This is a genomic window from Sinorhizobium kostiense (assembly GCF_017874595.1).
GTDB lineage: Bacteria > Pseudomonadota > Alphaproteobacteria > Rhizobiales > Rhizobiaceae > Sinorhizobium > Sinorhizobium kostiense.
Window position 1 is genome coordinate 64,295 of sequence record NZ_JAGILA010000001.1, and the last position, 25,581, is coordinate 89,875.

General features: G+C 61.0%; 24 protein-coding genes. 9 read left to right on the forward strand and 15 right to left on the reverse strand.

Annotated features, from left to right (window positions below):
- Window positions 1–81: 81 nt before the first annotated feature.
- Window positions 82–2,157: a putative bifunctional diguanylate cyclase/phosphodiesterase gene (locus J2Z31_RS00255; protein ID WP_209599881.1), complete on the reverse strand. Its 2,076-nt coding sequence runs from the start codon at window positions 2,155–2,157 to the stop codon at window positions 82–84.
- A gap of 238 nt (window positions 2,158–2,395) precedes the next feature.
- Window positions 2,396–2,866: an Lrp/AsnC family transcriptional regulator gene (locus J2Z31_RS00260; RefSeq protein WP_209599882.1), complete on the reverse strand. Its 471-nt coding sequence runs from the start codon at window positions 2,864–2,866 to the stop codon at window positions 2,396–2,398.
- 209 nt (window positions 2,867–3,075) lie between these two features.
- On the opposite strand from J2Z31_RS00260, the gene J2Z31_RS00265 reads away from it, so the two are divergent.
- The 6 genes from J2Z31_RS00265 (at window position 3,076) to J2Z31_RS00290 (ending at window position 8,533) form a co-directional block, all read left to right on the forward strand.
- Window positions 3,076–3,855, forward strand: a complete 780-nt coding sequence (locus J2Z31_RS00265; protein ID WP_209599883.1) for an ABC transporter ATP-binding protein — start codon at window positions 3,076–3,078, stop codon at window positions 3,853–3,855.
- Between the two features lie 39 nt (window positions 3,856–3,894).
- Window positions 3,895–4,665 (forward strand): transporter substrate-binding domain-containing protein, encoded by a 771-nt coding sequence (locus J2Z31_RS00270; protein WP_209599884.1) that lies wholly within the window; start codon window positions 3,895–3,897, stop codon window positions 4,663–4,665.
- An 84-nt stretch (window positions 4,666–4,749) separates the two neighbouring features.
- Window positions 4,750–5,472, forward strand: coding sequence for an ABC transporter permease (locus J2Z31_RS00275; RefSeq protein WP_209599885.1), 723 nt, complete (start codon window positions 4,750–4,752; stop codon window positions 5,470–5,472).
- Window positions 5,473–5,481: 9 nt separating this feature from the next.
- Window positions 5,482–6,171 (forward strand): ABC transporter permease, encoded by a 690-nt coding sequence (locus tag J2Z31_RS00280; protein ID WP_209599886.1) that lies wholly within the window; start codon window positions 5,482–5,484, stop codon window positions 6,169–6,171.
- A 156-nt stretch (window positions 6,172–6,327) separates the two neighbouring features.
- Window positions 6,328–7,593, forward strand: coding sequence for a trans-sulfuration enzyme family protein (locus tag J2Z31_RS00285; RefSeq protein WP_209599887.1), 1,266 nt, complete (start codon window positions 6,328–6,330; stop codon window positions 7,591–7,593).
- Window positions 7,594–7,627: 34 nt separating this feature from the next.
- Window positions 7,628–8,533 carry a homocysteine S-methyltransferase family protein gene (locus J2Z31_RS00290; RefSeq protein WP_209599888.1) on the forward strand — a complete coding sequence of 302 codons (906 nt, stop codon included), beginning with the start codon at window positions 7,628–7,630 and terminating at the stop codon, window positions 8,531–8,533.
- Between the two features lie 12 nt (window positions 8,534–8,545).
- On the opposite strand, the gene J2Z31_RS00295 is transcribed toward J2Z31_RS00290, so the two are convergent.
- Window positions 8,546–9,187: a phosphoribosyltransferase gene (locus J2Z31_RS00295; protein ID WP_209599889.1), complete on the reverse strand. Its 642-nt coding sequence runs from the start codon at window positions 9,185–9,187 to the stop codon at window positions 8,546–8,548.
- A 4-nt stretch (window positions 9,188–9,191) separates the two neighbouring features.
- Complete coding sequence (locus tag J2Z31_RS00300; protein ID WP_209599890.1) at window positions 9,192–9,860, reverse strand: dienelactone hydrolase family protein; 669 nt, start codon at window positions 9,858–9,860, stop codon at window positions 9,192–9,194.
- Window positions 9,861–10,198: 338 nt separating this feature from the next.
- On the opposite strand from J2Z31_RS00300, the gene J2Z31_RS00305 reads away from it, so the two are divergent.
- Window positions 10,199–11,281 (forward strand): 2-oxo acid dehydrogenase subunit E2, encoded by a 1,083-nt coding sequence (locus J2Z31_RS00305; protein WP_209599891.1) that lies wholly within the window; start codon window positions 10,199–10,201, stop codon window positions 11,279–11,281.
- A gap of 83 nt (window positions 11,282–11,364) precedes the next feature.
- Here J2Z31_RS00305 and J2Z31_RS00310 read toward each other — a convergent pair whose 3' ends face one another.
- The 3 genes from J2Z31_RS00310 to J2Z31_RS00320 all read right to left on the reverse strand — a co-directional run bounded on the left by J2Z31_RS00310 (window position 11,365) and on the right by J2Z31_RS00320 (window position 15,707).
- The gene (locus J2Z31_RS00310; protein ID WP_209599892.1) at window positions 11,365–14,223 is read right to left on the reverse strand and encodes an AMP-binding protein; all 2,859 of its coding nucleotides are present in this window, start codon (window positions 14,221–14,223) and stop codon (window positions 11,365–11,367) included.
- Between the two features lie 55 nt (window positions 14,224–14,278).
- On the reverse strand, window positions 14,279–14,491 hold the full coding sequence (locus J2Z31_RS00315; RefSeq protein WP_209599893.1) for a hypothetical protein: 213 nt from the start codon (window positions 14,489–14,491) through the stop codon (window positions 14,279–14,281).
- Window positions 14,492–14,933: 442 nt separating this feature from the next.
- A complete protein-coding gene (locus J2Z31_RS00320; protein ID WP_209599894.1) occupies window positions 14,934–15,707 on the reverse strand; it encodes a response regulator transcription factor in 774 nt (257 codons plus the stop codon).
- A 700-nt stretch (window positions 15,708–16,407) separates the two neighbouring features.
- On the opposite strand from J2Z31_RS00320, the gene J2Z31_RS00325 reads away from it, so the two are divergent.
- Window positions 16,408–17,199, forward strand: coding sequence for a response regulator transcription factor (locus J2Z31_RS00325; protein WP_209599895.1), 792 nt, complete (start codon window positions 16,408–16,410; stop codon window positions 17,197–17,199).
- Between the two features lie 146 nt (window positions 17,200–17,345).
- Here J2Z31_RS00325 and J2Z31_RS00330 read toward each other — a convergent pair whose 3' ends face one another.
- The 6 genes from J2Z31_RS00330 to J2Z31_RS00355 all read right to left on the reverse strand — a co-directional run bounded on the left by J2Z31_RS00330 (window position 17,346) and on the right by J2Z31_RS00355 (window position 23,251).
- The gene (locus tag J2Z31_RS00330) at window positions 17,346–17,735 is read right to left on the reverse strand and encodes a hypothetical protein (protein ID WP_234939211.1); all 390 of its coding nucleotides are present in this window, start codon (window positions 17,733–17,735) and stop codon (window positions 17,346–17,348) included.
- Window positions 17,736–17,967: 232 nt separating this feature from the next.
- A complete protein-coding gene (gene gfa, locus J2Z31_RS00335) occupies window positions 17,968–18,543 on the reverse strand; it encodes an S-(hydroxymethyl)glutathione synthase (protein ID WP_209599896.1) in 576 nt (191 codons plus the stop codon).
- 78 nt (window positions 18,544–18,621) lie between these two features.
- Window positions 18,622–19,749, reverse strand: coding sequence for an S-(hydroxymethyl)glutathione dehydrogenase/class III alcohol dehydrogenase (locus J2Z31_RS00340; RefSeq protein WP_209599897.1), 1,128 nt, complete (start codon window positions 19,747–19,749; stop codon window positions 18,622–18,624).
- 99 nt (window positions 19,750–19,848) lie between these two features.
- Window positions 19,849–20,667: a substrate-binding domain-containing protein gene (locus tag J2Z31_RS00345; RefSeq protein ID WP_234939212.1), complete on the reverse strand. Its 819-nt coding sequence runs from the start codon at window positions 20,665–20,667 to the stop codon at window positions 19,849–19,851.
- 46 nt (window positions 20,668–20,713) lie between these two features.
- On the reverse strand, window positions 20,714–21,235 hold the full coding sequence (locus J2Z31_RS00350) for a c-type cytochrome, methanol metabolism-related (protein ID WP_209599899.1): 522 nt from the start codon (window positions 21,233–21,235) through the stop codon (window positions 20,714–20,716).
- A 144-nt stretch (window positions 21,236–21,379) separates the two neighbouring features.
- A complete protein-coding gene (locus J2Z31_RS00355) occupies window positions 21,380–23,251 on the reverse strand; it encodes a methanol/ethanol family PQQ-dependent dehydrogenase (RefSeq protein ID WP_209601018.1) in 1,872 nt (623 codons plus the stop codon).
- Between the two features lie 455 nt (window positions 23,252–23,706).
- Here J2Z31_RS00355 and J2Z31_RS00360 point away from each other — a divergent pair, with 455 nt between their 5' ends.
- Window positions 23,707–24,048 (forward strand): hypothetical protein, encoded by a 342-nt coding sequence (locus J2Z31_RS00360; RefSeq protein ID WP_408022001.1) that lies wholly within the window; start codon window positions 23,707–23,709, stop codon window positions 24,046–24,048.
- A 38-nt stretch (window positions 24,049–24,086) separates the two neighbouring features.
- On the opposite strand, the gene J2Z31_RS00365 is transcribed toward J2Z31_RS00360, so the two are convergent.
- Together J2Z31_RS00365 and J2Z31_RS00370 are read right to left on the reverse strand one after the other, a co-directional pair.
- The gene (locus tag J2Z31_RS00365) at window positions 24,087–24,824 is read right to left on the reverse strand and encodes an ABC transporter ATP-binding protein (protein WP_209601020.1); all 738 of its coding nucleotides are present in this window, start codon (window positions 24,822–24,824) and stop codon (window positions 24,087–24,089) included.
- Complete coding sequence (locus tag J2Z31_RS00370) at window positions 24,796–25,572, reverse strand: ABC transporter permease (RefSeq protein WP_209599900.1); 777 nt, start codon at window positions 25,570–25,572, stop codon at window positions 24,796–24,798. Before J2Z31_RS00370 ends, J2Z31_RS00365 begins: the two co-directional genes overlap by 29 nt.
- Window positions 25,573–25,581: the final 9 nt, after the last annotated feature.

Below are 25,581 nucleotides of genomic sequence, written 5' to 3' on the forward strand. Positions count from 1 at the left end.
TGATGCGAATCAACAAAGGGCGAGCAGTGTCGGTAAGATGGCCTGATGAAAGGTAGGTCGATTGAATCGTGTGGCTTGACTTCAAGCCTTCGCCGGTTGGGCCTTCCCATGTTGCCGCTCCCGGTCGCCTTTTCGGATCGGACCCCCGTCTCTGGAGAGATCAGCGAGCGGAGCGGGCCGACCGAGGAAATAGCCCTGGCCTTCATCGCAGCCTTCCGCCCGAAGGACCGCCATTTGACCTTCCGTCTCGATCCCTTCCGCCAATACGGGAATCTCCAGGCTCTTTCCAAGCGCGAGTACGGCACGAACGATCGCCTTGGACTGGCGGTCGTGCTCGATACCATCGACGAAGCCCCGGTCGAGCTTGATCTTGTCGAAGGGAAAGCTGCGAAGTGTTTCCAGGGAAGAGTAGCCACTTCCAAAATCGTCGAGCGATACGCCGAGGCCCAAAGCCTTGATCTGTCGCATGATATGGAGTGACCGGGCCTTGTCCCTGATAAGCGCGGTCTCTGTCAATTCGAGCTCAAGCCGGTGCGGCGGCAGGCCTGTTTCCATCAGGATCTGGTGGAAGAGCCGCGGCAGGTTCGCGTCCATGAGCTGGATGGCAGAAACATTGACCGCAACCCGATAAGGCGGCTCCCAGGCGGCGGCGTCCTGGCAAGCCCGACGCAGGACCCAGGCACCGAGCGGTAAGATGAGTCCATTTTCCTCCGCGACTGGAATGAATTCCGACGGCGGGATCGTCCCGAGCTGTGGGTGGTTCCAGCGCAGCAAAGCCTCGTAGCCTTGAATTGCGCCACTCGTTAGCGATTTCTGTACCTGATAATGAAGATCCAGTTGCTCAAGTTCGAGCGCCTGCCGTAGCGCTTCTGCGAGCTTCCGGCGCTTGCGCTCGGAGGCGCCGATCCCGGCATCGTAGAAGCAGATGGTGTCGCTACAGGCATGCTTGGAGTGATACATGGCCAAGTCTGCGTTGTTCAGCAGTTCATCAACATCCCTGGCGTCGTCCGGCCAACTCGCCGTACCGATACTCGCCTTTACCTGCGCCTCCATACCGGCGATGCGCATGGGTCGGTTAAAGACGCCTGCCAAACGTTCAGCGAACGCAGCGACTTCGCTCCGGTCCGCAAACCGCTTGACGGCTGCGAACTCGTCGCCTCCGAGGCGGGCGATGAATTCGCCCTCTTCCAGCGACTGCGTCATGCGGCGCGCAAGTATGCGTAATGCTTCGTCGCCGGCGCTGTGCCCGAGTGTGTCGTTGATCTCCTTGAAACGGTTGAGATCCATGTAGATGACTGCGGACTTTTCATTCCGTTGCCGCGCTTCGTGAAGGCTGTTGGCCAGAAATTCGCCGAGGCTGGCGCGGTTGGGAAGGCCCGTCAGCGGGTCATGGAAAGCCATGTGGCGCAACTGCTGCTCCGAATCGGCCCGCACGTTCGTGTCGATGAGATAGCTTGCGAGGCCCATGCCGAGGATGATCAGCGCCACCACGGCGATGGCGAGCCCGAGAGCTACCACAGCGCGAGCATCGATCTGGGGAAAGCTCTGCGTCATCGGCGTTACGCTGAATGCGGTCATCGCGGTAAAATGAAGGCTTAGGATGCCCGAACCCAACAGCGTGACCGCCGTCCAGAAACGCCGCTTTCCAAGATTGCGTTGCGCAATCAATGCGACAGACACTGCCGAGCATCCGGCCGGTAGCAGAATCGAGGCAACGGCATAGTCGATTTGCCATTCGACCAGACCAATAACGCGGTATGCCATCATGCCCGTATAGTGCATCGCCGAAAACGAAAGGCCGGCCATGGCGCCCCCAAGCGCGGGGAATCCCTCACTCGTTCGAATTCCACTGACGAGAAAACTCGTGAAGAGACCGGCCATGGCGATAACCAGTGACAGGATCGTCAGGGCCGGATCGATCGAAGCTGGCGCAGGGGGTTCGTAGGCCAGCATGGCGACGAAGTGGGTTGCCCATACCCCTCCGCCGCCGGCAACCGCCGCCAGGAATTGCCAGCCCAAGCGCTGGCCGCCGGCAGCCGGAAGGGCGCGGCGCAACAGCCGCAGCGCAACTGCCGAGCCGAAGAGACAGATCAGCACCGCAACGAACACCAGGGCAAGGTTGTGTTTGCCAACGACACAATTGACGACAGTTATCATCGGCCGGCGTACCCTGAAATGTTTCGTTCCTTCACATTGAATGCACGCGTTACATTTCGGTTAGGAACAGGCCCTTGCCAACGCGTGTCGTCAAGCGCGGTTAACGAGTTCCGCCGGACACGACCCGATTTGAGGCGCCGCGCCTCGCATTTGAACATATTCGTGCGGCGCGCTTTCGGTCCCTTGTTTATATCCATGTCTTTGTTGCAGACCGTTTTACACTTTTGCGCGAGTAGCGCTAGGCTTCCACCGGTACAAACATTCCAAGTTTGATGTCCTTCAGGACCACATTGGTGTGGATTCGCTTGATTTGCGGATTACGCGTCATAATGGTAGCGGTGATCTCGTCGTACTGGCCGACATCCTGAGCCGTGATGATCGCGATAAGGTCGACGGAACCGGTGACGTAATACACCTGCTGGATGTGGTCCTGTTTTTCCGCCCAAAGGCGGAATTTCGCCAGCGCATCATAGTTCTCGCGCTCGATCTCCATTCCGGCGATGAATGTCATGGGATTACCGGCAACTTTGCGGTCGACGAGCGCGATCTCCGCCGTTATGACCTTCTCCTCGCGCATTCGCTTCAGCCGCCGCTGGACCGCGGAAGCCGACAGGCCCACCTTGTCGGCGATCGCCTCAGCCTTGAGCTGACAGTCCCGCTGGACGATATCGAGAATGTTTCGGTCGAACTGATCCAAAGTTTCCGGCATATGCTCCCGCCTCTACCCGTCCCGTCGATTTCATGAGTGCGAACCTGCTCCCAAGCGGGAGTCCCCCATAGCACGCGCGGCTTGTCCGCAAAATTTATCCCAAGTATGCACGAATTCGGCAACGACAACCACAATTGCGCGGCTTTCCTGCGCGCCACCACCGCTATGCTCAAAGAAAAAAGCTCACGAACCCTTGGGGAACGACAGGGATGACGCAGAAGGTAGTTCCCGCGCTGCTCGTGGAGGCCGTTCACAAGAGCTACGGCATTCATGATGTCCTCAGGGGTGTTTCGCTGAAGGCGCACAAGGGTGACGTCATCTCGATCATCGGTTCGTCCGGAGCCGGCAAGAGCACCTTCTTGAGGTGCATCAATTTTCTCGAGATACCGGACCGCGGCCGGTTCGTCATCAACGGCGAAGAGGTAGCGATGAAGGTCGGGGCCAACGGGCACGCACATCCGGCGAATTGGCGTCAGATCGAACGCCTGCGCACCGGCCTCGGCATGGTGTTCCAGAGCTTCAACCTCTGGGCCCATATGACGGTCCTGGAAAATGTGATCGAGGCCCCGGTCCACGTCCTTAAGACAGACCGCAGGAAAGCAGTCGAGCGAGCGGAGGCGCTCCTCGCCAAAGTCGGCCTCTACGACAAGCGGCATGCCTACCCGGCCTTCCTCTCCGGCGGGCAGCAGCAGCGCGCCGCGATCGCCCGCGCCCTGTGTGTCGATCCGGAGGTGATGCTCTTCGACGAGCCTACTTCGGCGCTCGACCCTGAGCTGGTTGGCGAGGTGCTGAAGGTCATTCGCGAGCTCGCCGAAGAGGGGCGGACGATGCTGCTCGTCACGCACGAAATGAAATTCGCTCGTGACGTTTCCAGCCATGTCGTGTTCCTGCACCAGGGCCGCGTGGAGGAAGCGGGGCCGCCAGCGCAAGTCTTCGGGGCGCCGCTCAGCGCCCGTTGCCGCGAATTCACCCGCGTCCTATCGAACTGACCCGTCATCTCCAACCGCACGACTGAAAGAGGAACCCGAATGAAATTGCTTTCCATCCTGTTCGCGGGCGCAGCGCTCGCCGCCTCCGCCGCCAGCGCCAGCGCGGAAGTCCGCTTCGGCATCATGAACGAGCCCTATCCGCCCTTCTTCACCAAGGACGCCTCAGCCAAATGGGTCGGCTGGGAGATCGAGCTGATGGATGCCGTCTGCGCCGAGATGAACGAGGAATGCTCGATCGTCGACATGTCCTGGGACGGCCTCATTCCCGGCCTTGAGACGAAGAAGTTCGATGTCATCTGGTCTTCTATGTCGATCACCAACGAGCGCAAGAAGACGATCGATTTCACCGACAAATACTACAACACCCCGAGCAAGCTGATCGGCGCCAGGGATGCCGCAGCCGGCGCGACGGCGGACGATGTCGCCGATAAGACGATCGGCATTCAGGTGTCGACGATCCAGTCCGAATATTTCAAGAAGTATTTCGCCGACAAGGCCTCCGAAAAGACCTATTCGACCCTCGACGAAGCTTTCCAGGACCTTGCGGCCGGCCGCATCGACTATGTCTTCGGCGATGCAATCCCGCTTGCCGAGTTTCTCAAGTCCGATTTCGGCAAGGATTGCTGTGCCGACATGGGCGACGTCGCCGACGATCCGGCGATCCTGGGCGTTGGCATCGGAGGCGGCGTGCGCAAGCAGGACGCCTCCCTGCGCGACAAGCTCAACGCGGCGATCGCCGCCGTTCGCGCAACCGGCAAGTATGAGGAGATCTCGAAGAAATATTTCGACTTCGATCCTTACGGCAAGTAATCGCCGGACGGTATTAGAGCGGCCGGGCCCGAGAGGCGCGGCCGCGCCATCAAACGACCCTGCCAACCCGATCCGATCGCTCCGATGTCGTCTGCGCTCTCCCTTCTGGAACTGCTCTCCCCCTACCCGCCGGGTTGGGGCGGCGTCCTTCTCGCCGGCGCTTTCTCCACCGTCGCGATCTCGCTCGGCGCCTACGGGATCGGTATCCTGGTCGGGCTCGTCGGCGCGCTCGGCAAGCTGAACGGCAGCCGGCCGGTGATCGCAGCGCTTGATCTCTACACGACCGCCGTGCGGGCCATCCCGGAACTCATCCTGATCGTCGGCCTCTATTACGCGGGCACGGACGGCATCAATCGCATCCTCCTCGGCCTCGGCCTCCCGCCGATCGAAATCAACGGCTTCGTTGCAGCGGTTTCCGTGCTTGGCATCGTCCAGGGCGCCTACATGACAGAAGTGCTCCGCGGCGCTATTCTTGCCGTCCCGATCGGACAGATCGAGGCCGCCAAGGCTTTCGGTATGCGGCCAATCACGCGGTTCCGCCGTATCGTGCTCCCGGCCCTGATACCGAACGCGCTTCCCGGCCTTGCCAATCTGTGGATGTCGGTCACAAAGGACAGCGCCTTGATTGCCGTCGTCGGCTATCAGGAACTGGCGCTCGCGACGCGTCTCGCGGCCGGCAACACAAAGCACTATTTCCTGTTCTTCTTCGCCGCCGCTCTTCTTTATCTTGCGATCACTCTCCTTTCCAACGTCATCTTCCGTGCACTGGAACTGCGCTTCCGGCGCGGGCAGCCGAAGAGTGCGTGAGGCCAGCGCATGAATTTCTCCTGGATTTCCACCTATTGGCCCCTCTTGGCCGCCGGCGCCGTCCAGACGATCCTCCTGCTCGTCATCTCGGTCGTTTTCGGCTTCGTTCTCGCGATTGGGCTGGCGCTCGCGCAGATCAAGGGACCGCGCGGCATCAAGTGGCTGTCGCGTTGCTACTGCACCTGCCTGCGCGGGACGCCGCTCCTTGTCCAGCTCTGGCTGCTCTACTATGGCGTCGGTTCGCTGCTGCCGCTCATCCCGGGGCTACGATCGAGCTTTCTTTGGCCGGTGCTGCGCGAAGGTTTCTTCTTTGCGGCGGTCAGCTTCACGCTTAACTACGCGGCTTATGAGGCGGAGGTGCTTCGCGGGGCGCTGCTCGCCGTGCCGAAGGGCGAGTTGGAAGCTGCGAGAGCGTTCGGCATGTCGCCTGCCCAGGTGTTGCGGCGGATCTGGCTGCCGCGCGCCGTCCGCATCGCGCTGCCGACCATTGCCGGCGAGATCGTTCTGCAGTTGAAAGCAACCCCCCTCGCCTTCACCGTGACGGTCATGGATCTCTATGCCGTCGCCTACAAAATCCGTCAGGACACACTCCTGGTCTATGAGCCGCTCCTCATCGTCACCGTCTTCTACGTCTTGCTGACGCTGCTGCTGACCCGTGTGTTCAAAGTCGTCGAATCCCAGGTCCCCGTTCGCCGGTAGAGACGGAAACTCACGGAGCTCCATCGAGTGCGCCGGGGTTTTCAACGAAAATCGCGGCGGTTTTCGCGGATTTCCAGCGCAAACCCTCGGTATTTGCCGCCTATCGCGCACCGGCTCGCATAAGGTCACCAATAGACCACAAAGGAAGAGGCTCGCATGTCCCCCAAAGCATCGCTCTCCATCGCCGATCCCGAGAGCTGTGTTGCCGGCCCTCTCGCGGATCTGCGCTGGCGTTGCGAGACGCTTGCGGTCGATGGCGGCCTCGTCATCGACCCGACCACCAGAGCCATCGCACCCAACATTTCGATGTCGGTCAATAACGCGCTTACCCCCGGCGACGGCGCCTTTTCGGCCGACGGCGTCTGCGACCTGACGGCGCTGCCCTATCTTTACGCCCGGTGGACGAACCCCACAGTACGTCAACTGGAGCAGCGTATGGCGGCGCTCGAGGGAACGGACGACGCGCTCGCGACGGCATCCGGGGTCGCGGCGATTGCGGGCACCTTCCTCACGCTCCTCAGGAAGGGCGATCACCTGATCGTCAGCGACGTCTGCTACGCTGGCGCCAACGAGTTGGCGCGCCGTATCCTGCCCGACTACGGCATCGAGGTGACCGCCGTCAACATGTCGCGCCTTGACGAGGTCGCAGCCGCCTTCCGGCCCAACACACGGCTCGTCCATTGCGAGAGCCCCTGCAACCCGATCCTGCGGCTGACGGACATCGCCGCAGTGGCGGGCCTCGCCCATGACCGGGGTGCGCTCGTCTCAGTCGATTCGACTCTGGCAACGCCGGTAGCGACCCGGCCGGCAGCCTTCGGCGCGGATATCGTCATCCATTCCCTGACCAAGTTCATCAACGGCCATGGCGACGCGCTCGGCGGCATCGTCTGCGGGAGCAAGGCGCTGGTGGAGAAAATCCGCTCCCGCGCCGGAGTCTATCTCGGCGCGTCGCTCTCGGCACAGAGCGCCTGGCTGATCCTGCGCGGCATCGACACGCTTTTCCCGCGAATCCGCACCATATCGCAATCCGCCGTGCGGCTGGCGGAATTCCTCTCGACGCATCCAATGGTCCGCGGCGTCATGTATCCGGGGCTCGAGACCCATCCGCAGCACGCGCTCGCCAAGCGCCAGATGCAGGTCTTCGGGGGCATGATCACTTTCCGGACGGCTTCGCAGCACGCGGTTGCCGCTCGGCTCGCCGAGAAGCTCAAGGTTGCTCACTACGCCTTTTCTCTCGGCCACCAGCGCAGCATCGTCGTGCTCCTCGACACAGACGAGATGATGAAGTCGACCTATGGCCTCGAAGGCGCGCAGCTCGAAGACTACCGCGCATTTGCCGGAGACGGCGTCTTCCGGCTTTCGGTCGGCCTCGAGGCCATCGAGGACCTGATCGAGGATTTCGACCAGGCGCTCAGCCCCTGAACCGCGAGAGAATGAAGAAGGGAAAGTTGCGGACATGAAGAGCATACGCGTCCTCGACGGCGGCATGAGCCGGGAACTGATCCGGTTGGGCGCCGAACTACGGCAGCCCGAATGGTCGGCTCTGGCGCTGATCGAAACACCCGACATCGTGCGCCGGGTGCACGAGGAGTTCATCGAGGCCGGTGCGGACATCGTGACGACCAACAGCTATGCCCTGGTGCCATTCCATATCGGTGAGGAGCGCTTCCGCTCGGACGGCGCCTCGCTGGTCGATCTTGCCGGCAGGCTCGCGCGCGCCGCGGCGGATGCCGAAACCGGGCGCGAGATCCTCGTTGCCGGCTCGCTTCCGCCGATCTTCGGCTCCTACGAGCCCGAGCGCTTCAACCCCGGTCGGGTGCAGGGCTATCTCGCCGTGCTCGTCGAGAACCTGGCGCCTCATGTCGACGTCTGGCTGGGCGAAACGCTAAGTCTGATTGCGGAAGGGGAAGCCGTTCGCTTGGCCGTCGAAGGCACCGGCAAGCCGTTCTGGATTTCCTTCACTCTGGCGGATGATGCAAAGGCACTCGGACGGGATCAACCGAGGCTTCGATCCGGTGAACCGGTGGCGGAGGCAGCAGCTTGGGCGGCTGCTTCCGGCGCCGCCGCACTTCTCTTCAATTGCAGCCGACCGGAGGCGATGGCGAAAGCGGTCGAGGTTGCCAAGCGCATCCTGCGCGAAAACGCTGCGACGATCGAGATCGGGGTCTATGCAAACGCTTTCGAGGAGGACGAGGATGATGGCGCGGCCAACGAGACCCTGCACGGCACGCGGGAAGACCTGACGGCGGAGCGCTATTCCCGCTTTGCCTGCGAGTGGGCCGAAGCCGGCGCGACCCTCATCGGCGGCTGCTGCGGCATCGGCACGCAGCATATTCATCGCCTTGCATCGGGGCTTAAGTAATTGCCGGGCAGTTCAGGCCTTATGTTCTGACAGGATCCGAATGACCTCGCCATCGGTCAACTGCTCGAAGTCGCCGTAGAAGTAGCCGATCGCGCCGAACATCCTCGGCTGCAGCGGGCAGACGACCTCGTCCGCCTCCTTCTTGATTTCCGCGACCGCGCCTGGCGGAGCGACCGGAACGGCGACGACGATTCTCGCCGGTTTCTTAGCCTTCAGCCCGATAACGGCGGCCCTGACAGTCGCGCCGGTCGCGATCCCGTCATCGATGATAATAACCACGCGCCCCTCGGTCTCTGCAGGCGGGCGATCACCGAAATACAATCGTCGCCGACGCTCGATCTCGGCGAGTTCCCTTTGACAGACGCCATCGAACTCAGCGTCCGATATGCCGGCGAGGCGGATCGTCTCCTCGTTGCGCACGATCGCCGGCTTGCTGCCGTCGATAACCGCGCCCATGGCGAGTTCCGGCTGCCAGGGAACCCCGATCTTGCGCACGAGCAAGAGGTCAAGCGGTGCGCCCAGATGGTTCGCGACCTCGGCCGCGACCGGCACGCCGCCGCGCGGCAGAGCGAGCACGATTACGTCCTGGCCGCGATAATGGTCGAGCGCCATTGCCAATTGCTGTCCCGCTTCCGAACGATTGGAGTAATGCACGTTCCTACCCCTCTTCCTGTTTCCTGCCCTTTCGTGCGCAGTGGCTAGCGAACCAGTCCGCCGCGGCCGCGATGACCGCATCAAGCGCGCCCGGCTCCGAGAACAGATGGGTTGCGCCTGGGATGATCTGCAGCTTCTTCGGGCCGGAGAGCATGGCCAAGGCCGCCCGGTTCAATCCGAGAACGTCATGATCGCGCCCGCCGACAATAAGAAGCGTCGGCGTCCTGACCTCTTCAAGTACAGGCGTTGCAAGGTCCGGGCGGCCGCCCCGCGAGACCACGGCAAACACCCGATCCCCAAGTTCCGCGGCCGCCGAAAGCGCCGCCGCTGCGCCGGTGCTCGCCCCGAAAAGCCCGATCGGCAGCCCGCGGGTAGTCTGCGTCGTTTCGGTCCATGCGCAAGCCGAGACCAGCCGTTCGGTCAACAGCCGGACATCGAAGACATTGGCGCGGTCCGCAGCCTCGCGGTCGCTCAGAAGGTCGAAAAGCAAAGTGGCGAATCCCTGGCGTCGCAACGCTTCGGCGACATAACCATTCCGTGGACTGTGGCGGCTCGAGCCGCTGCCATGCGCGAATACGATTATGCCCCGAGGCTCCTTCGGCAGCCGGAGACTGCCCGGCAAGCCGTTCGGCGAAACCTCGACTTCAATTACATCCGGTCGATCTACGGCCATGGGGATCGATCCTGAACATTCTGTTCAGAAGCCCCGATTATAACCGATAATCGTGCCTTTTGATGTCGCGCCGCCTTTGATCGGCCGCTCCGGACATGGTCATCGAAGCACTCTCGTCAAGAGGCGCGCCTCTGGCTATATTGGCCATCCCGACGGAAACCGCCTACAGCTATCAGACGCGCAAAGTTCGCTGTAAATTGCTGCATGTCTCCCGAGGCGTTTTAGTGAGACAGTCAGTACGTCTGTTGAGACCGTAGACCGCATGGGAATTCCGGGGCTTCAGGGGTGCCGCCGTCGGACGAGACGTTGTGCAGGCGCTGTCAGGGAGGCGTGCGACGATGATCGAGTTCAAAATGCCGTCTCTCGTGGCCGACATCGGGCCTGCGATGCTGGTCGAATGGTTCAAGCAACCCGGCGACCGCGTCAGGCGCGGCGATGTCATCGCCCTGGCAGAGACGCAGGAGGGCGCGGTCGAGATCGAAGCATTCGACGAAGGCGTTCTCGGCGAACAGCGTGTCCAACCAGGGAAAGAAGTACCCGTCGGAACCGTTCTGGCAACGATCTTCAATGCCGATGAGCCGGCCCCGTCCCGCCGCGCCGGCAAGCCGAAGAAGATCGTAGGGCGGCCTTATGCGCGGCGCGGTTCCATCCATCTCCCGATTGTTCCGGCGCGTTCCACGCAACACGCGCCCGCCACGCGACATGAACGGGAACCCACACGGGAAGACGCGAAACGCGCCGACAGGAACGCCCGCGGTCGCGGGGTGCTCCAAGAGGCGACCAATGCGGCCTTGGTCCGCTCGCATCGCGATGTCCCACATTACTGGGTCACACATGCAATCGACGCCACACCCCTTCTCGACTGGATGGAGGCTGAGAATGCTGGCCGGCCCGCCGAGGCGCAGCTCGCCTACACTGCTCCGCTGATGAAGGCTGCGGCGCTGGCATTGAGGGAGGTGCCGGAACTCAACGGCTTCTTTGAGGGCGCCGCCTTCCGACCGGCCAAGGCCGTGCACTTGGGGCTTGCTGTTCCTGTTCGCCGCGGCGGACAGGCCGCGCCGGCAATACACGATGCGGACTTAAAGAGCGTCGACGAGATCATGCGTGCAATCACGGACCTTGAGCGTCGCGCCCGGTTAGGGCGGTTGCGCAAATCGGAGGTGGCCGAAGGCACCGTTACCATGAGCAATGTGGCCGAGGGCAATGCTGACTACTTCTTTCCGCTCATCTTCCCGCCGCAGGTGGCGATCATCGGCTGCGGCACGCCAGGTGCTCGCCCGTGGGTTTTTGGCAATTCCGTGGTGGTCCGCCGGATGATCCCGGTCACGGTTGCCGGCGACCACAGGGTCAGCCATGCACGCCACGCCGCGGAGTTCCTGGCGCGCCTGTCCGAGCTCGCCTCCAATCCTGAGACCCTCTGAGAGACAGGGGGGCCAAGCCGCACTGCATCCGATCTCGGATCACCTGCGCCGATAAGACGCGCGGAGCTGCATGGCGACATGCCTTAGGCGGGAGGCGGATCGGGCTTTGCCAGGCCGCCGAGATCGGGTTCGCCGCAACGACTGAGGATCACCTCGCGCACGGCGTCGCGCAGTTGCAGGACAGCTGCGAAATCCGTACCGGCCGGCGAGACCGCCTCGAATATTTCGATGCTGAGCGATGCGCGTCTAGGAAACCATTGTTCGCCCCGCAGCATGGACCTCGTACCCCGGATGACGCCTGGAAGAACCTTGAGACCCGCCTCCGCGGCTACCTTGAAGGCGCCGAGATAGAAGCCGGCGAGGCCCTCCCTGCGGGTGAACGTGCCCTCGGGGAAAACGGCGAGAACCCGCCCTTGGCGCGCCAGATCCGTCAACGACCTAGCATCCTGCAGGCTTGCGGACACATCATAGCGCTCAACGAAGGGGATGCCCAGGCGCCGCAGCAATAGGCCCGTGAGGAATTGCCGTGCAAGCTCCCTCTTGGCCACGATTGCCGGCTCGCCCGGAAGAACCGCGGCGAGGACGAACACGTCCATGTAACTCGCATGATTGAAGGCGAGCATCACACCCTCTTTCGGGATCCGGTTGATGCCGGCGGATGCAACCGGGACACCCATGGCGGCAAGCGCGGCGCGCGCAATCCCTCTGACGGCGCGCCAGCGCCAGGAGAAACGCGGGATCAACAGCACCGCGAGCGACCCCGCCGACAGCGCCACGCCAAGAACCGCCCACCACCAGACGGCATAGACCGTATCCCGGGCAAGCCGCGCGAACCGCCGGATCTGCGCGCCAATGCCGAGCAGGATCAATCCCGACAATTGCACCGAAAAGGCGCGCCGGGCCCCTCCGATGCGGTCGCTCTCGAAGAGCGTCTTCGCAGTGCCGCGGCGAAGCTTGCCGCTGGGCGTCTTCGGCACCGATTGCGGCGGCACCAGCAGCACCTCGTCGGGAGGACCGCCGGAAATGGCGGCGGTCGCCGCGACCACGCGCTCCTCGATTGCCGCGCGCGCATGCGTATCGGTCTCGGCGGTCTCCGCGACGACGACCACCCGCTCGGTGCCTGAGGCACGGTCCGCTGTGCCGAAGGCCGCCACGCCTCCCTTGCGGATTCCGGGAACCGCCGCCACCGCCTCTTCGATCTCCTGTGGGTAAAGGTGGCGGCCGGCACGGATGATAATGTCCTTGACGCGGCCCGTGATGAACACGTCGCCGCCCGTCATATAGGCGCGATCGCCGCTGTCGAGCCAACCGTCATGAAAGAGCGCGCGCGTCTTCTCTTCGTCGCGGAAATAGCCTGCCGTCGTGGAGGGGCCGCGAAATTCGAGCCGACCCTCCCGCCGCTCACCAAGTTCCCGGCCAGCTTCATCGACGATGCGGATTTCGTGGCCTGACAATGGCTGGCCGCAGGCGACGACTTCAAGCGCAGGATTGTCCGCACGCGCCATCTCGGCCACGCCGCGTCTGCTCAACGCGTCGCGATCCACCCGATCGATGAGGGGTGGACGTGAGAGCGGCGGGAATGCAAGACCGACGGAACATTCCGCAAGTCCATAGACAGGAGCCAGCGCCTCCGCCGCCAAGCCGAAACGACCGAAACGGTCGCTGAACCGACGGAGTGTACCAGCACGCACCGGCTCGGCTCCGTTGGCGATCATGCGCACCGAACCGAGGTCGAGCCCGTCGATGGCTGCGTCCGGGATCTTGTTCAGGCAGATCTCGAAACCGAAATTCGGAGAGGCCGACAGTGTCGCTTTGTAACTGTGCATCGCCCAAAGCCAGCTTTGAGGACGCGAGAGGAAGCTCAAAGGCGACATCGCATAGAGCGGGGCGCCATAGTACAGGCAACCGAGCCATGCGCCGATCAGGCCCATGTCGTGGTAGAGCGGCAGCCAGCTTACGAACACATCGCCCGAGCCTGCACGCATCGCATCGCCCATAGCGCGAATATTTGCCAGCAGATTGGAATGGCTGAGCACCACTCCTTTCGGGTCGCCCGTGCTGCCGGATGTGTATTGAATGAGCGCCGTCATGGCGGGGTCGCCGCGATGAGCAAGATCCGGCTCCGGCGCCAACTCCTCCAGATCCCCAACGCATTCAACCGAATTTAGCGCGTCCACCAGCGCCTTGAGCAAGCCGGCAAGCCGGCGTCCTTCGGGCAAGGTGATGAGCAGAGAGGCGCCCGCATTGCCGAGAATCCCGGCCTGCCGACGCACATGCTCCTCGAGTTGCGAAGGCCGCGTTGGCGGATAGATGGGCACGGGAATGGCGCCGGCATACAGGATGGCGAAGAATGCGACAAAGAAGTCGAGGCCGGTCGGGAGCATCAACGCGACCCGATCCCCGGGCGCGACACCGCGAGCTACGAGCCCGCCAGCAACCCGGCGCGCACGCCTGCCGAGGTCAGCATATGTGAGAGCGCCGAGCGGGGTGGTCTCGTCCTCCAGCACGGTAACATGCAGCCGCTCGGGATGCCGCGTCTCGTGCCATTCCAACACCTCGACCAACGTGCGCGCCTCGATGGCAGCCGGGACGGTCGGAAGCATTGCGGACAACGGTACGCCGTGAGCGCGTCGCTTTCCTTCCGGTTGAGCCCGCTCCAGTGCCCGCTCAAGATCGGACACGGTTTCGGCTTCGGCCATGGCGCGCGCTGGTAGCCTCACATGAAGGGCGCGCTCAATCCGCAAGGCCAACTCGGTTCGACCGAGACTATCAATGCCGAGATCACGCTCGATCCGGCTCAATGGAGCAACGTCGATCGAATGGGCCTGCTGCGGGTGCAACTCGCGCAGGAATCCCGTTACGATCGCAAGCAAGTCGCGAGCGCGCGCATCCTGCCTGTCAACTGCGGCAGGTGAAATCGGCTGCCCAGTTTTCTTCGACATGGACAATTACAATAGCGCATTGCGAAACGATCGTCTTCCTGCACCGCACGCTGCGTCAGAATCCGTTGCCGAACGTGGGGGGAGGCGTGAAGGCCGAAAAGCCAAGGATCGGGGCATCGCAGCGCCGATCGAATTTCGTGGGCGGTTGGCGCCGTATACAGTTCGGATCCGTCTGGTAGGCATATCCCGACAGGCTGACGTACCGGCTGGTCTGCATGCACCCCGCCACCACCACGCAGGCAAAGGCGGCCGCGAAAAAAGTCTTCATGAAGGGCTCCTTTCGAACCGAGCCGCATCCTTTTGAGATATGCCAATCGCCGCGCCGACGTGGTCTTTTACGCCGTTGATGATCCGAGGCGGACAGGAAAGGTGCGCCTCCCGACGCGAGCAGGAAAATATAGCCCTTCCGGCCGGTTTCGGCTCTAACCAGAAAGGGTTCGGCGCGGTCATGATTTTGGGCTAAGCCTCACGCCACCGACAGCCAGGATAGGCAGAACCGGCCCTCTTTGCGTCGTTCAACCCCAATGCCAGAGGGCTCGCATTCACGCTCCTTCTGCCGCCGAGCCATGACTTCGCCGTGGAGCTACCTGATTGCAATTGCGCATGGAGCCGCGGACGTAAGGAACCGTCGCCGCTTAGAACCGGGGGCGTCGTGACGCAAACAGACGCGCAAAAGGAGATCCCGTTGCGCATTGAGGCCAGTAGTCCCGTTACGAATAGCTGTGATCGCCGGAGAAGAGATCATTCAGCTTGTAAGCCACCTCGGTCCGGTTCGTCGCCTTCAGCTTCTTCATGATGTTGCGGATGTGAACCTTGACCGTGCTCTCGCGAAGATTGAGTTCGTAGGCGATGATCTTGTTCGCCTTGCCCTTGCGCAGCGCCTGAACGACTTCCGCTTGGCGCAGAGTGAACATTCCCGCGAGCGGTGCCGGCTCCTGTTTACCTGTCTCGATCAGATGGCGAACGGCAAGAATGCTGCTGGCCGGTACGAAAGTGCCTCCCGCAATCGCCAGTCCGATTGCTTCGATGCAGACCTCCACGCCGACCGACGTCGGGATGTAGCCGCGTGCCCCCGATTCCAGCACTCTCAAGATCTGGGCGATCTCGTCGCTGTCCGAGAGGACCACGACGGGAACCGGCCGAAACTCGGAAGAGAGCTTCGAAATCTCCACGCTGATCTCGGAGAGCTTTCGCGCTCCGATGTTGAGGAGGACGGCGCCGACGGACGATTGAACGGACTTTTTCTCGCGCCATTCGTCGATTGAACCGAAGGCTACAACATCCATACCGAGCCCATGATTGATCAACGTCCTCGCCAGGCATTCGCGATCGAGCGCCCTGCTGTCCAGGAGGACGAGGCAACGTTTGCCTGCCTGTTGATCCTGGGTCTTATCCCTCTCCTCGCCCTCTCTTGAACCATTCGCACCCGGCGGATCCTGTGTAAACACAGACACTTTCTCAAACATCGAAACAGATGAAGCCATCATATAGTCCCCTTATCAAATGGACGCCAATGAGCAAAAACAGCGGCTCATATGAGATGCAAAACCAAAGTGGAAATACGAAAAGTACTTATTAATAACTAATACCTTCGAGTTATTGTCCAGCTACAAAGTGAGTATACCTTGTGCGCAACAATGGTATTCGAAAAATTGACATCCGATAATCTAATAGAACTTCTCCTAAAAATGAAGTGGTATTAACAAATATCCTCGAACTCTAGCATTTATCACAGTGAACGGATATCACCCCGGCGGCCTTGTCGCACCAGAACGTTGTCTTCACTTGAAAGTGATCGCGCTATGGATGTGTGAGGTAAACCCTCCTGCCGCGCGCCGACAAGCTCCGCAGAGCAACTGTTGCTCAAGTTCGGTGATCGGCGCCGCGCTCGCTGCTTCCGGCGACGCAGTCAAGATGAAGGCACGATTGCGCCGTGGATACCTCAGTGGGATAAGGCAACTCATCCCGGACTATTCTTATGCGGTAAAGACGTCTTGAATCTAACCTCTGCAAACAAATAGGAACTACATCTGTTACCTTGAACAACGAACTATTTTGGTCGTTTTTTTAACAGATCAATTATAGTAGCTTTCATTTGTCGGGTTTGATTTGCTTCCGTTTCGTTCGTCAGAGGAGGGCGACGGAGCAGAAGCCCAGGTCAACAAGGTGCTTGAGGGCAAGGCCATGAACTCATCAGGCCCAGGGGATGGAGACGAATATACGGCGCCCGCTCGCCCACTGAGGTTGCGTACTGCTGGTGCGTTGCTTAGTGCAAATGACCAGAGGCGCGCATCGGAGCAACCGTTCGTCATCATCGACAAGCGCGAACTCAGGCGGGAGTGCCTAGCCCAGAACATCGCCGCAGAGAAGCGCTACGGCTACGTGCTCACCTACGGCTCAGCCGCAGAGTGGGCAAAACAACGAACGAACTATCCGGCTCCCTTCGCCGCGCTCCTATGCGTTGCGGATAGGAAGATCGACGAGCCGGATCTGGAACAGGAGATTCGCGCGCTCGTCTGCGAACTCGCGCCGGCCCCTTTGATCCTGCTCGCCGATAACGACGAACTTACCGAAATCCTGAAGGCGCTGGAGTGTGGGGTTAAGGGCTACATCCCTTCTTCGGTCGGCATCAATGTCTGCCTGGAGGCAATCCTGCTTTCCGTCGCAGGCGGGATTTTCGTTCCGGCCAGCAGCGTCTTTGCGATGCGTCACCTGTTCGAAACCAGCGTCGCCGCGCGTCCTTTTGCCGGCATCCTCACTGACCGGCAGGTCGAGGTGGCCGAGGCTTTGCGGCGCGGAAAGGGCAACAAGATGATTGCTCACGAGCTCAACCTCCGCGAAAGCACGGTCAAGGTGCATGTCCGTAACATCATGAAGAAAATCAACGCGACCAACAGGACGGAAGTGGCTTACAAGATAAACGATCTCTTTCCCGATGATCCTTCGGCCGACGGGCCGAACGGCACCCGCACCTGAATCTCAGCCCCGCCTTCTGGCGCGCCTTAGCCCCAGGTTTAACGGCATTCAGAGCGCCACGCGCCTTCTCAGGCGCGCGTGCGCCCACTGTGGCACTTGAATGGCTGCATCAGTTTTCTTCGAATCGAAGCCGATTTAAGGAGACCTCAGTTTTCTCCGATAAGGCCCCTGATTTCTCCCACCTTCTCCATGCAGCCCTGCTCATCACCGGCTTCGGCCATCTTGCGGGCCTCCGCCATGAGCTCGCTTGGCCTGTCGCCGATATCAGTTGAACGTGTAACCTCCTCCTGGTGAGGCGTAATCGATTTCGTCTGGGTATCAGTCGATCCTGTCGTTTCAGCTCCGACGCTTTTCTTCTGTTCGCCTGCCAGGACCTCCTCCTGATGCTCCGTGGTTGGCGCGCCGCTGGCGGGTGCACCCGTTTCCGCCGTAGCAATGGCTTGCTCGAGCTTCTGGAGGTCTTGGCGGCAGTCCGCGAATGCCGGCGCTGCCATTAGAATGGGCAGGACGGCAGCTGCTGTGAAGCGTTTCATCATTCTCTTGGCTCCCTGATTAGGGACGCAACGCATCCGGTTACACCCGTGCAGCAAAACAAAGCTCTACACGAAGTGTTCCGTGTAGATGACTGATTTGGCGCATTCTGGCGGGAACCAGCCGCGGGAGCGACGTGCACACCAACGCTGGCGGCAAGCAGTGCTTCGCACTGTCGCAAGGGGCACCCTGTCAGCGCCGATGCGCGCCGACAGGGTTCTCAAGCTCGCTGGCAGATCAGCTCGCAAGTGCTCCCGATTTCTTTGCAATCCAGCTGGCAACATAGTCCATCAAGGCTGGCGACAGGCAGTCATAGGGCTCTAACCCGAGCTCCCTCAATCGGGCCCGGATGCTGTCCATACGGCTGGGATCGACGCCCGATTCTATAATGGAGGACACGAAGGCCGCAAAGCCGGGCGGAGCCCAGCCCGACTCCTGGAAGCGCTCGGGATGAATGAAGTCCAGCCCTTGGAATGCATGCTCTCGCTCCACCGGTCCGTACATGTGAACGCCGCATTCCCTGCAGGCGTGCCGCTGAATGAGGGCGGAGGGATCGACCACTTGCAGCTTATCGCCGTTTTCAAGCACCGTCACCTTGTCATGCGGGACGACCGCGACAACGGAGAATGTTGCGCCCTCCGGCTTCCAACACTTCGTGCAGCCACAGGCGTGATTGTGGGCGATCTGCCCTTCGATCCTTACCTTCACCGGCCTGTCCGTGCAGGCACAGACAAGCGTGCCCCCCTGAAAGTCGGGGCGCCCCTGCTTCACGCCGCTGTCGACAGCCGGATGAATGCGAATTGAGCTTTCCATTGCTTATCCTCCCTGTTGTACCGAAGCCGTCTCGACGTGGCGAAGCTTCGGCTTCTTCGATTGCTGGCGGTTTTACGCTCAGTAGACGACGACGCTCCTGATGCTCTTGCCGGAATGCATTAGTTCGAAGCCCTTGTTGATGTCGTCGAGCGGCATCGTGTGGGTGATCATCGGATCGATCTCGATCTTGCCCTCCATGTACCAGTCGACGATCTTCGGCACGTCGGTGCGGCCGCGCGCGCCGCCGAAGGCGGTGCCCATCCAGGTGCGGCCGGTGACGAGCTGGAACGGCCGCGTCGATATCTCCTGGCCGGCGCCGGCAACGCCGATGATCACCGACTTGCCCCAGCCGCGATGCGATGCTTCGAGCGCCTGGCGCATTACCTTGACGTTGCCGGTGCAGTCGAAGGTGTAGTCGGCGCCGCCGATCTGGTCGGCGCCGCGCTTCGTCAGGTTGACGAGATAGGGAACGATGTCGTCGCCGACCTCGCTCGGATTGACGAAGTGGGTCATGCCGAACTTCTCGCCCCAGGGCTTCTTGTCGTTGTTCAAATCGACGCCGATGATCATGTCGGCGCCGGCAAGGCGAAGCCCCTGGATGACGTTCAAGCCGATGCCGCCGAGACCGAAGACGATCGCCGTCGCGCCGATCTCCACTCGTGCGGTGTTGATCACCGCGCCGATGCCGGTGGTCACCCCGCAGCCGATGTAGCAGATCTTGTCGAAGGGGGCGTCCGGGTTGACCTTGGCGACGGCGATCTCCGGCAAGACGGTAAAGTTCGCAAAGGTCGAACAGCCCATATAATGATGGAGTTTCTCGCCGCCCATCGAAAAGCGCGATGTGCCGTCCGGCATCAAGCCCTGGCCTTGCGTGGCGCGGATGGCGGTGCAGAGATTGGTCTTGCGCGAGAGGCAGGAGGGGCAGGCGCGGCATTCCGGCGTATAGAGCGGGATGACGTGATCGCCTTTCTTCACCGAGGTGACGCCAGGACCGACGTCGACGACGATGCCGGCCCCCTCATGGCCGAGGATGGCCGGAAACAGCCCTTCCGGATCGGCGCCGGAGAGGGTGAAGTCGTCGGTGTGGCAGATGCCGGTCGCCTTCACCTCGACGAGCACCTCGCCGGCCTTCGGCCCTTCGAGTTGCACCGTCATCACTTCCAAGGGTTTGCCGGCCTCCCGGGCAACGGCAGCGCGTACGTCCATGTCTCCATCCTCCCTTGAACATCATCTCCACCGGGACTGGTTCACTCGGAAGAACTCCAACAGCGGCGGCTCCCGGATACGGATGAGCTGCCGGCACTCTCATTCCGTCATCATCTCGTCCTGCTCATTGAGAAGCGGAACACCGTACGAGAGCAAGAGCTTGTTGATCTCCGCCTGATTGTCCCTGATGAAGGTATTAAGTGTGCGTTTCCACTCCTGATCGGACGGGCGCACACCCATCGTGATCCGATAGGTCATGCGCGATCCGCCGTTCTCCTTGGTCAAGGGCACGATCGCCAGCTCGACCGCCGACTTGCGGGCATAATATCCGGCCATCGGCCCCCAGATCACTGCGGCGTCAATTGCGCCGGCCGTCATGTCACGGATCATCATTTCAGCCATCGACGGCGCTATGCGCGTGTCGACGACGAGTGGATAGATCTTCGCTTTGCGCATCAGTTTTGCTGCTGCCATGTTCGCGGAGGGAGGCGTTCCGTGGACCACGCCGATCCTCTTATCAACGAGCCTCGGGTCAGCCAGCGTTTCCACGCCGGCAAGGTCGCCATCCTTCCTGTAAAGCAGAACATAGGAGGAGCGATAATAAGCGTTGGTGTTCTGGACGAGTTCGTCGCCTTGCGCATAGCCCATGATGACGTCGCAGCGAATTGCGCCGAGTGTATTGCGCACAAAGCCAGGAATTGAAGGGAACCAGGTGTAGGCTACAGAGCTCCTTCCCGTCCCGGCCGCGACCATCTCAGCGAGCTTGTTCTCGAATCCTTCCCCGCTCTCATCGGAGAAGGGCATGTTGGACGGGTCGGCGCAGACCCGCAGCGTATCCGTGTCAACCAGTTCGCCAGCAGCACCGAGGCCCGCGGTCTGCGAATGTACTTGGAGCGGCATCAGCGCGGCCAAAGTCATGGAGATGAGGGCTGTCCTGCAAGGCCAATGGGCAGGGTCTCGCATGTCATCCACCCATACATGACGCTTCATTGGCCGTCGCCGCTTCGGGCTTGTCCGCCTTCTTGGGCGGCCGACCTCGGGGCGCAGCCTCGACGGCGCGGGCGCGCAGGTAGATATAGAGGTCATCGAGGTAACAGTAGACATTCTTGTTTTCGCCGAAGGCCGGCATGACAGATTCCTTGCCGCCGCTGGTTCTCTTGCGTCCTTCAGCTACGATCGAAAGGAACGTCCCGTAATCTATGTTCTTCATCGATGTGGTGAGGGCCGGAGCATAAGAGGATCCGACGCCGTCGGGTCCGTGGCAGACATGGCAATCGGCATGATAGCGGCGATACCCGCTGAACGTGTACCAATCGACGACGCCGTTCTCGATCTTGAACGTGGGATTGCCTTCGGCGTCGAAATGCTTCCCGTCTTCCTCCTTGACGCTGGCTGCCTTTTCCTTGGTGTCTTCGGCCCGGGCAGGGCTGGTCGCACAGGCAATAAGGACTGCGGCAAGCGCCGAAATGATGAAGCCTGGTGACATTCACAACCTCTCTCTCCTCCCGCCACGCGCCATTTTTCCAGTTGGCTGCGGCACGAGATTCTTGTCTGGAGGAACGGAGAGCCCGGTGCCTTGCTGTTACGTTTGGTCCGGGCTCTCTTTTCGGTAGCGGTCTGTCACCCGTCATCAATCCGGCAGGCCGAATACCGTCAACTGCCCGCCAAGCGTCGTGTAGTCGGCCAATGCGGCGTAACCGCCGACAGCACCCAATCCTGCCGTGGCGATGCGTTCGCTTTCCTCGGTCGGGGCTCTCTCACCGGCTACGGCCTCCTGCCAGGCTGCTGCACCTTCGGCGCCGAGAAGACCGCCGGCCAGGCCGATGCCTGCCCAGCCGCCAACACCCGACAGAACAGCAATGTACTGCTTGCCGCCGTGTTCGAAGGTGTTGATGTTGCCGATGATGCCGGACGGAGTCTTGAACCTGTAAAGTTCTTTTCCCTGCGTATCCACCGCCTTGATGTAGCCTTCAAGCGTGCCGTAGAAGATGACATCGCCATCCGTCGCGAGCGCACCTGACCACACGGAGAACCGCTCCGGTATCGACCAGACGATCTCACCCTTAGCCGCATCCCAGGCAATGAAATTACCCATACCGCCGTGGCTGTTGGGCGTGGGGTACATGTTCACGGTCGCGCCCACATAGGCCTGGCCGGCCGTGTAGCTGACCCTATAGGGCTCGTAATCCATGCAAACATGGTTGGTCGGCACGTAGAACAGTTTCGTCTTCGGCGAGTAGGTCGCCGGTTGCTGGTCTTTCGTTCCGAGAGCTGCCGGGCAGACACCCGTGGTGTTGACGTCCTCACCGTTATGTTCGGTTGAGTACTGGTCCACGACCTGCGGACGTCCGTACTGCTCGCTCTTCGGATCCATCACGACCTCGGTCGCCCAGTTCACCGTCGGATCATACTTCTTGGCCACCAGAAGCTCACCCGTTGAACGGTCGAGTGTGTAGGCAAAGCCGTTGCGGTCAAAATGCACCAGCACGTCCTTTGGTTGCCCCATGATTTCCATGTCGTCGACAAGGATCATTTCGTTGACGCCGTCGTAGTCCCATTCGTCGTGAGGCGTCATCTGATAGGCCCATTTGGCCATACCTGTGTCGGCGTCGCGGGCGAAGATCGTCATCGACCAGCGGTTGTCGCCGGGTCGTTGGTTCGGGTTCCAGGTCGAGGGGTTCCCGGTGCCATAATAGATGAGGTTGAGTTCCGGATCATAGGCGTACCAGCCCCATGTCGTTCCGCCACCCGTCTTCCATTGCTCACCTTCCCAGGTGTTCATCCCGGAGTCCTTGCCCACCGGCTTGCCGAGGTGCGTCGTCTTCTCCGGGTCGATCAGCGTTTCTGAATCGGGCCCCGTCGAATATGCCCGCCAGGCCCGCTTGCCATCACTCAGATTGTAGGCCGTCAGGTGACCGCGGACACCGTACTCGGCGCCGGATATTCCAATGATAACCTTGTCCTTGACCACCATAGGCGCGGACGTGCCGGACTCGGCCAAGCCCCCGTCGGTTTTCTCACCATTCTGGGCTTGCCAAGCCACCTTGCCGGTCTTGGCATCAAGCGCGGTGACCATCGTATCGGCCTGGTACAGGATGATCTTGCCGTCACCATAGGCCACGCCGCGGTTGACGGTGTCGCAGCACATGATCGCAATGACGTTCGGATCCTGCTTTGGTTCATATTTCCAGAGGATCTTGCCGTCGTTCTTGAGATCAAGCGCATAGACGATGTTCGGGAATGGCGTATGCACGTACATAACGTCGCCAATCACGAGTGGACCGCCTTCGTGACCGCGCAGAACGCCAGTGGAGAACGTCCACTTGACTTCAAGGTCCTTGGCATTGTCCTTGTTGATCTGGTTCAATTTCGAATAACGGGTGTTGGCGTAATCGCCCGTGGGCATCGCCCAGTTCTTTGCGTCGGCCGCAAGGGACATCAGTTCGTCATTTGCCAACGCATTCCCGCCAAGCACCGCTGTCAGAAGTCCAGCGGCGGTCATCGGCAGATATGCGAATCTTCCGAGCATGCGCATGTGAAATCCTCCCGATGCTGATATTCACTCGAGTCTCGTCACGAGTCCTCGGGATACCACCAAGACCAGCCCAAGCGTGTTGTGCTTATCCTGGGAGATGCGCCCCCTTCAGTGTGTCTCGGTTACAATTGGATGGGTAGATGGCGCTGCAATTTACCCGTCCTCTTGACCTTGCGACACTCTCGCCGCGCCCAAGAGACAAGCCTTGAAGCTGAAAACCGAAGAAGAATAGGTGATTAGACCAGTTAATGCAAGTTTAAACGCACTAAAAATTGTGCGCCGCAAAATACAAATACTGCTCTGCAGCATGTGTATTTACTGCCACCATTTCGACTCTATATTGCGGTGGTCAGACTTTTTACTACATTAATACGGACGGTCTTGGATTTCGATCCGTATGTGAACTCATCGGAGATTGCGCGGTGACGACTAGAACCCTGCGCGCAGCTGCATTGCTCGCCATCTCATACACCACAACGGCATCGGCAAATGGAAACTACCCGACTGTCGCCGTCGCCGATTACGTTTATGGCTGCATGAAAGCCAATGGCGACACACGCGCCGCACTTGAGAGCTGTTCTTGCTCGATCGACGTTATTGCCTCGATCGTGCCTTATGAGCGCTATGAGACAGCCGAGACGTTCAGAAGCCTGGGACTTGTGACGGGCGAAAGAGGGGCTCTGTTTCGGGAGAGCGCGGCAGCGAAATCCGCCGACACCGAACTGAGACGAGCGCAGGCGGAAGCAGACGTTCGCTGCTTCTGACCCTCGAAAGCAATACCCTCTCGCGGCTTGCAGAGCGGTTACACGGTGTCCGGAAACCTCTGATGAAAATCCAGAAGGAGATCATCGACCGCTGGCGCGTCGCGCAAGTCGCGCGAGAGGCGCACGTCGAAGATGCCATGCACCTGCGCCGGACGCGGTGTCAGCACGATAATGCGATCGGCAAGCAGGAGGGCCTCGCGCAGGTTGTGAGTTACCATCAGAACTGTGGTGGGTCGGGCCTCCCATACCGTCGCCAGGAGACGACGCAGTCTGTCGGCAGTCCGCTCGTCGAGCGAGGCGAAAGGCTCGTCCAGGAAAAGAACCGAGGGCTCTGTGGCGAAAGCGCGTGCCAGGGCGGCTCGTCGCGCAAGGCCAAGGGAAAGCTCCGAGGGATAGAGTGACCGCATCGCCGAAAGGCCCAGGACATCAAACAGCCAGTCCAGGTCCTTGTCCCTGAGCCGCGGGGCAAGCGCAAGACGAACGTTCTGCTCCACCGTGCGCCAAGGGAGCAGCACCGGCTCCTGGAAGACCGCGGCTACGCGGTTGGAGCCGTCCTCGGGCAACTGATAGCTGCCGGAAAACTGCCGATCGAGACCCAACAGGATTCGCAGCGTGGTGGTCTTTCCGCAGCCCGACGGACCTAATAGACAGGCAAATTCACCCTGTCGCACCTCGAAGGAGAGCCCACGCAATACATCGATCATGACCCCCTCGGCCGATCGGAACGTCTTCTCGGCAATGTCGACTTTAAGCGGGGCGACGCCAGCGGGTTGCATGTCGTTCAAAGGGCTGCACCAAAAGGAGTTCAATCAGCAGCATGATGGCCACGAAAGCCAACGTGTATGCAAGGATGGCGGCAACATCGAAAATCTGGAAGTACAGATAGATTTGAAAACCTACCCCACTGGAGCGGCCGAGCAGTTCGACAACGAGCACGATCTTCCAGATCAGTGCAATGCCCGAGCGCGACGCAGCCGCGAAATAGGGCTGCAATTGCGGCATCAGGATGTGGCGGAGATAATCGAGCGGACCCAGCCGATAGACGGTGGCCATTTCCGCGTATCTAAAATCGAGAGCGCGCGCCCCCTCACGCATGGTTACGACCACATTGGGTATCTTGTTGACCGCAACGGCGCCGACCGCGGCCGCCTCCGTCAGGCCGAACCAGATATAGGCGAGCACGATGACGACCAGTGCTGGAAGGTTGAGGAATAGGACTAGCCATGGATTGAAGAAGGTGTCCGCCCGCCGGTGCGTGCCGAGCAGAACACCGATAACCGAACCAAAGAGCATGGCAACGACGTAGGCAGCCGCCACCCGCCAGAGCGTCATCGCCAAGTGATAACCCAGATCACCGCTCGCCGCCTCCTTCAGGAGCACTCGCCAGACCGCAAGCGGTGGCGGGAAAGCGCGGCTTGGCCAGAGGTCGGCCGCCAGGCTCCAAATCAAACCAAGGCCGAGCAGCGAGAGGGCGACCGTGGCCGCCGGCAAGACGGAACCAATCCCCTGCAAGACGATACGCATTCGCCGGTT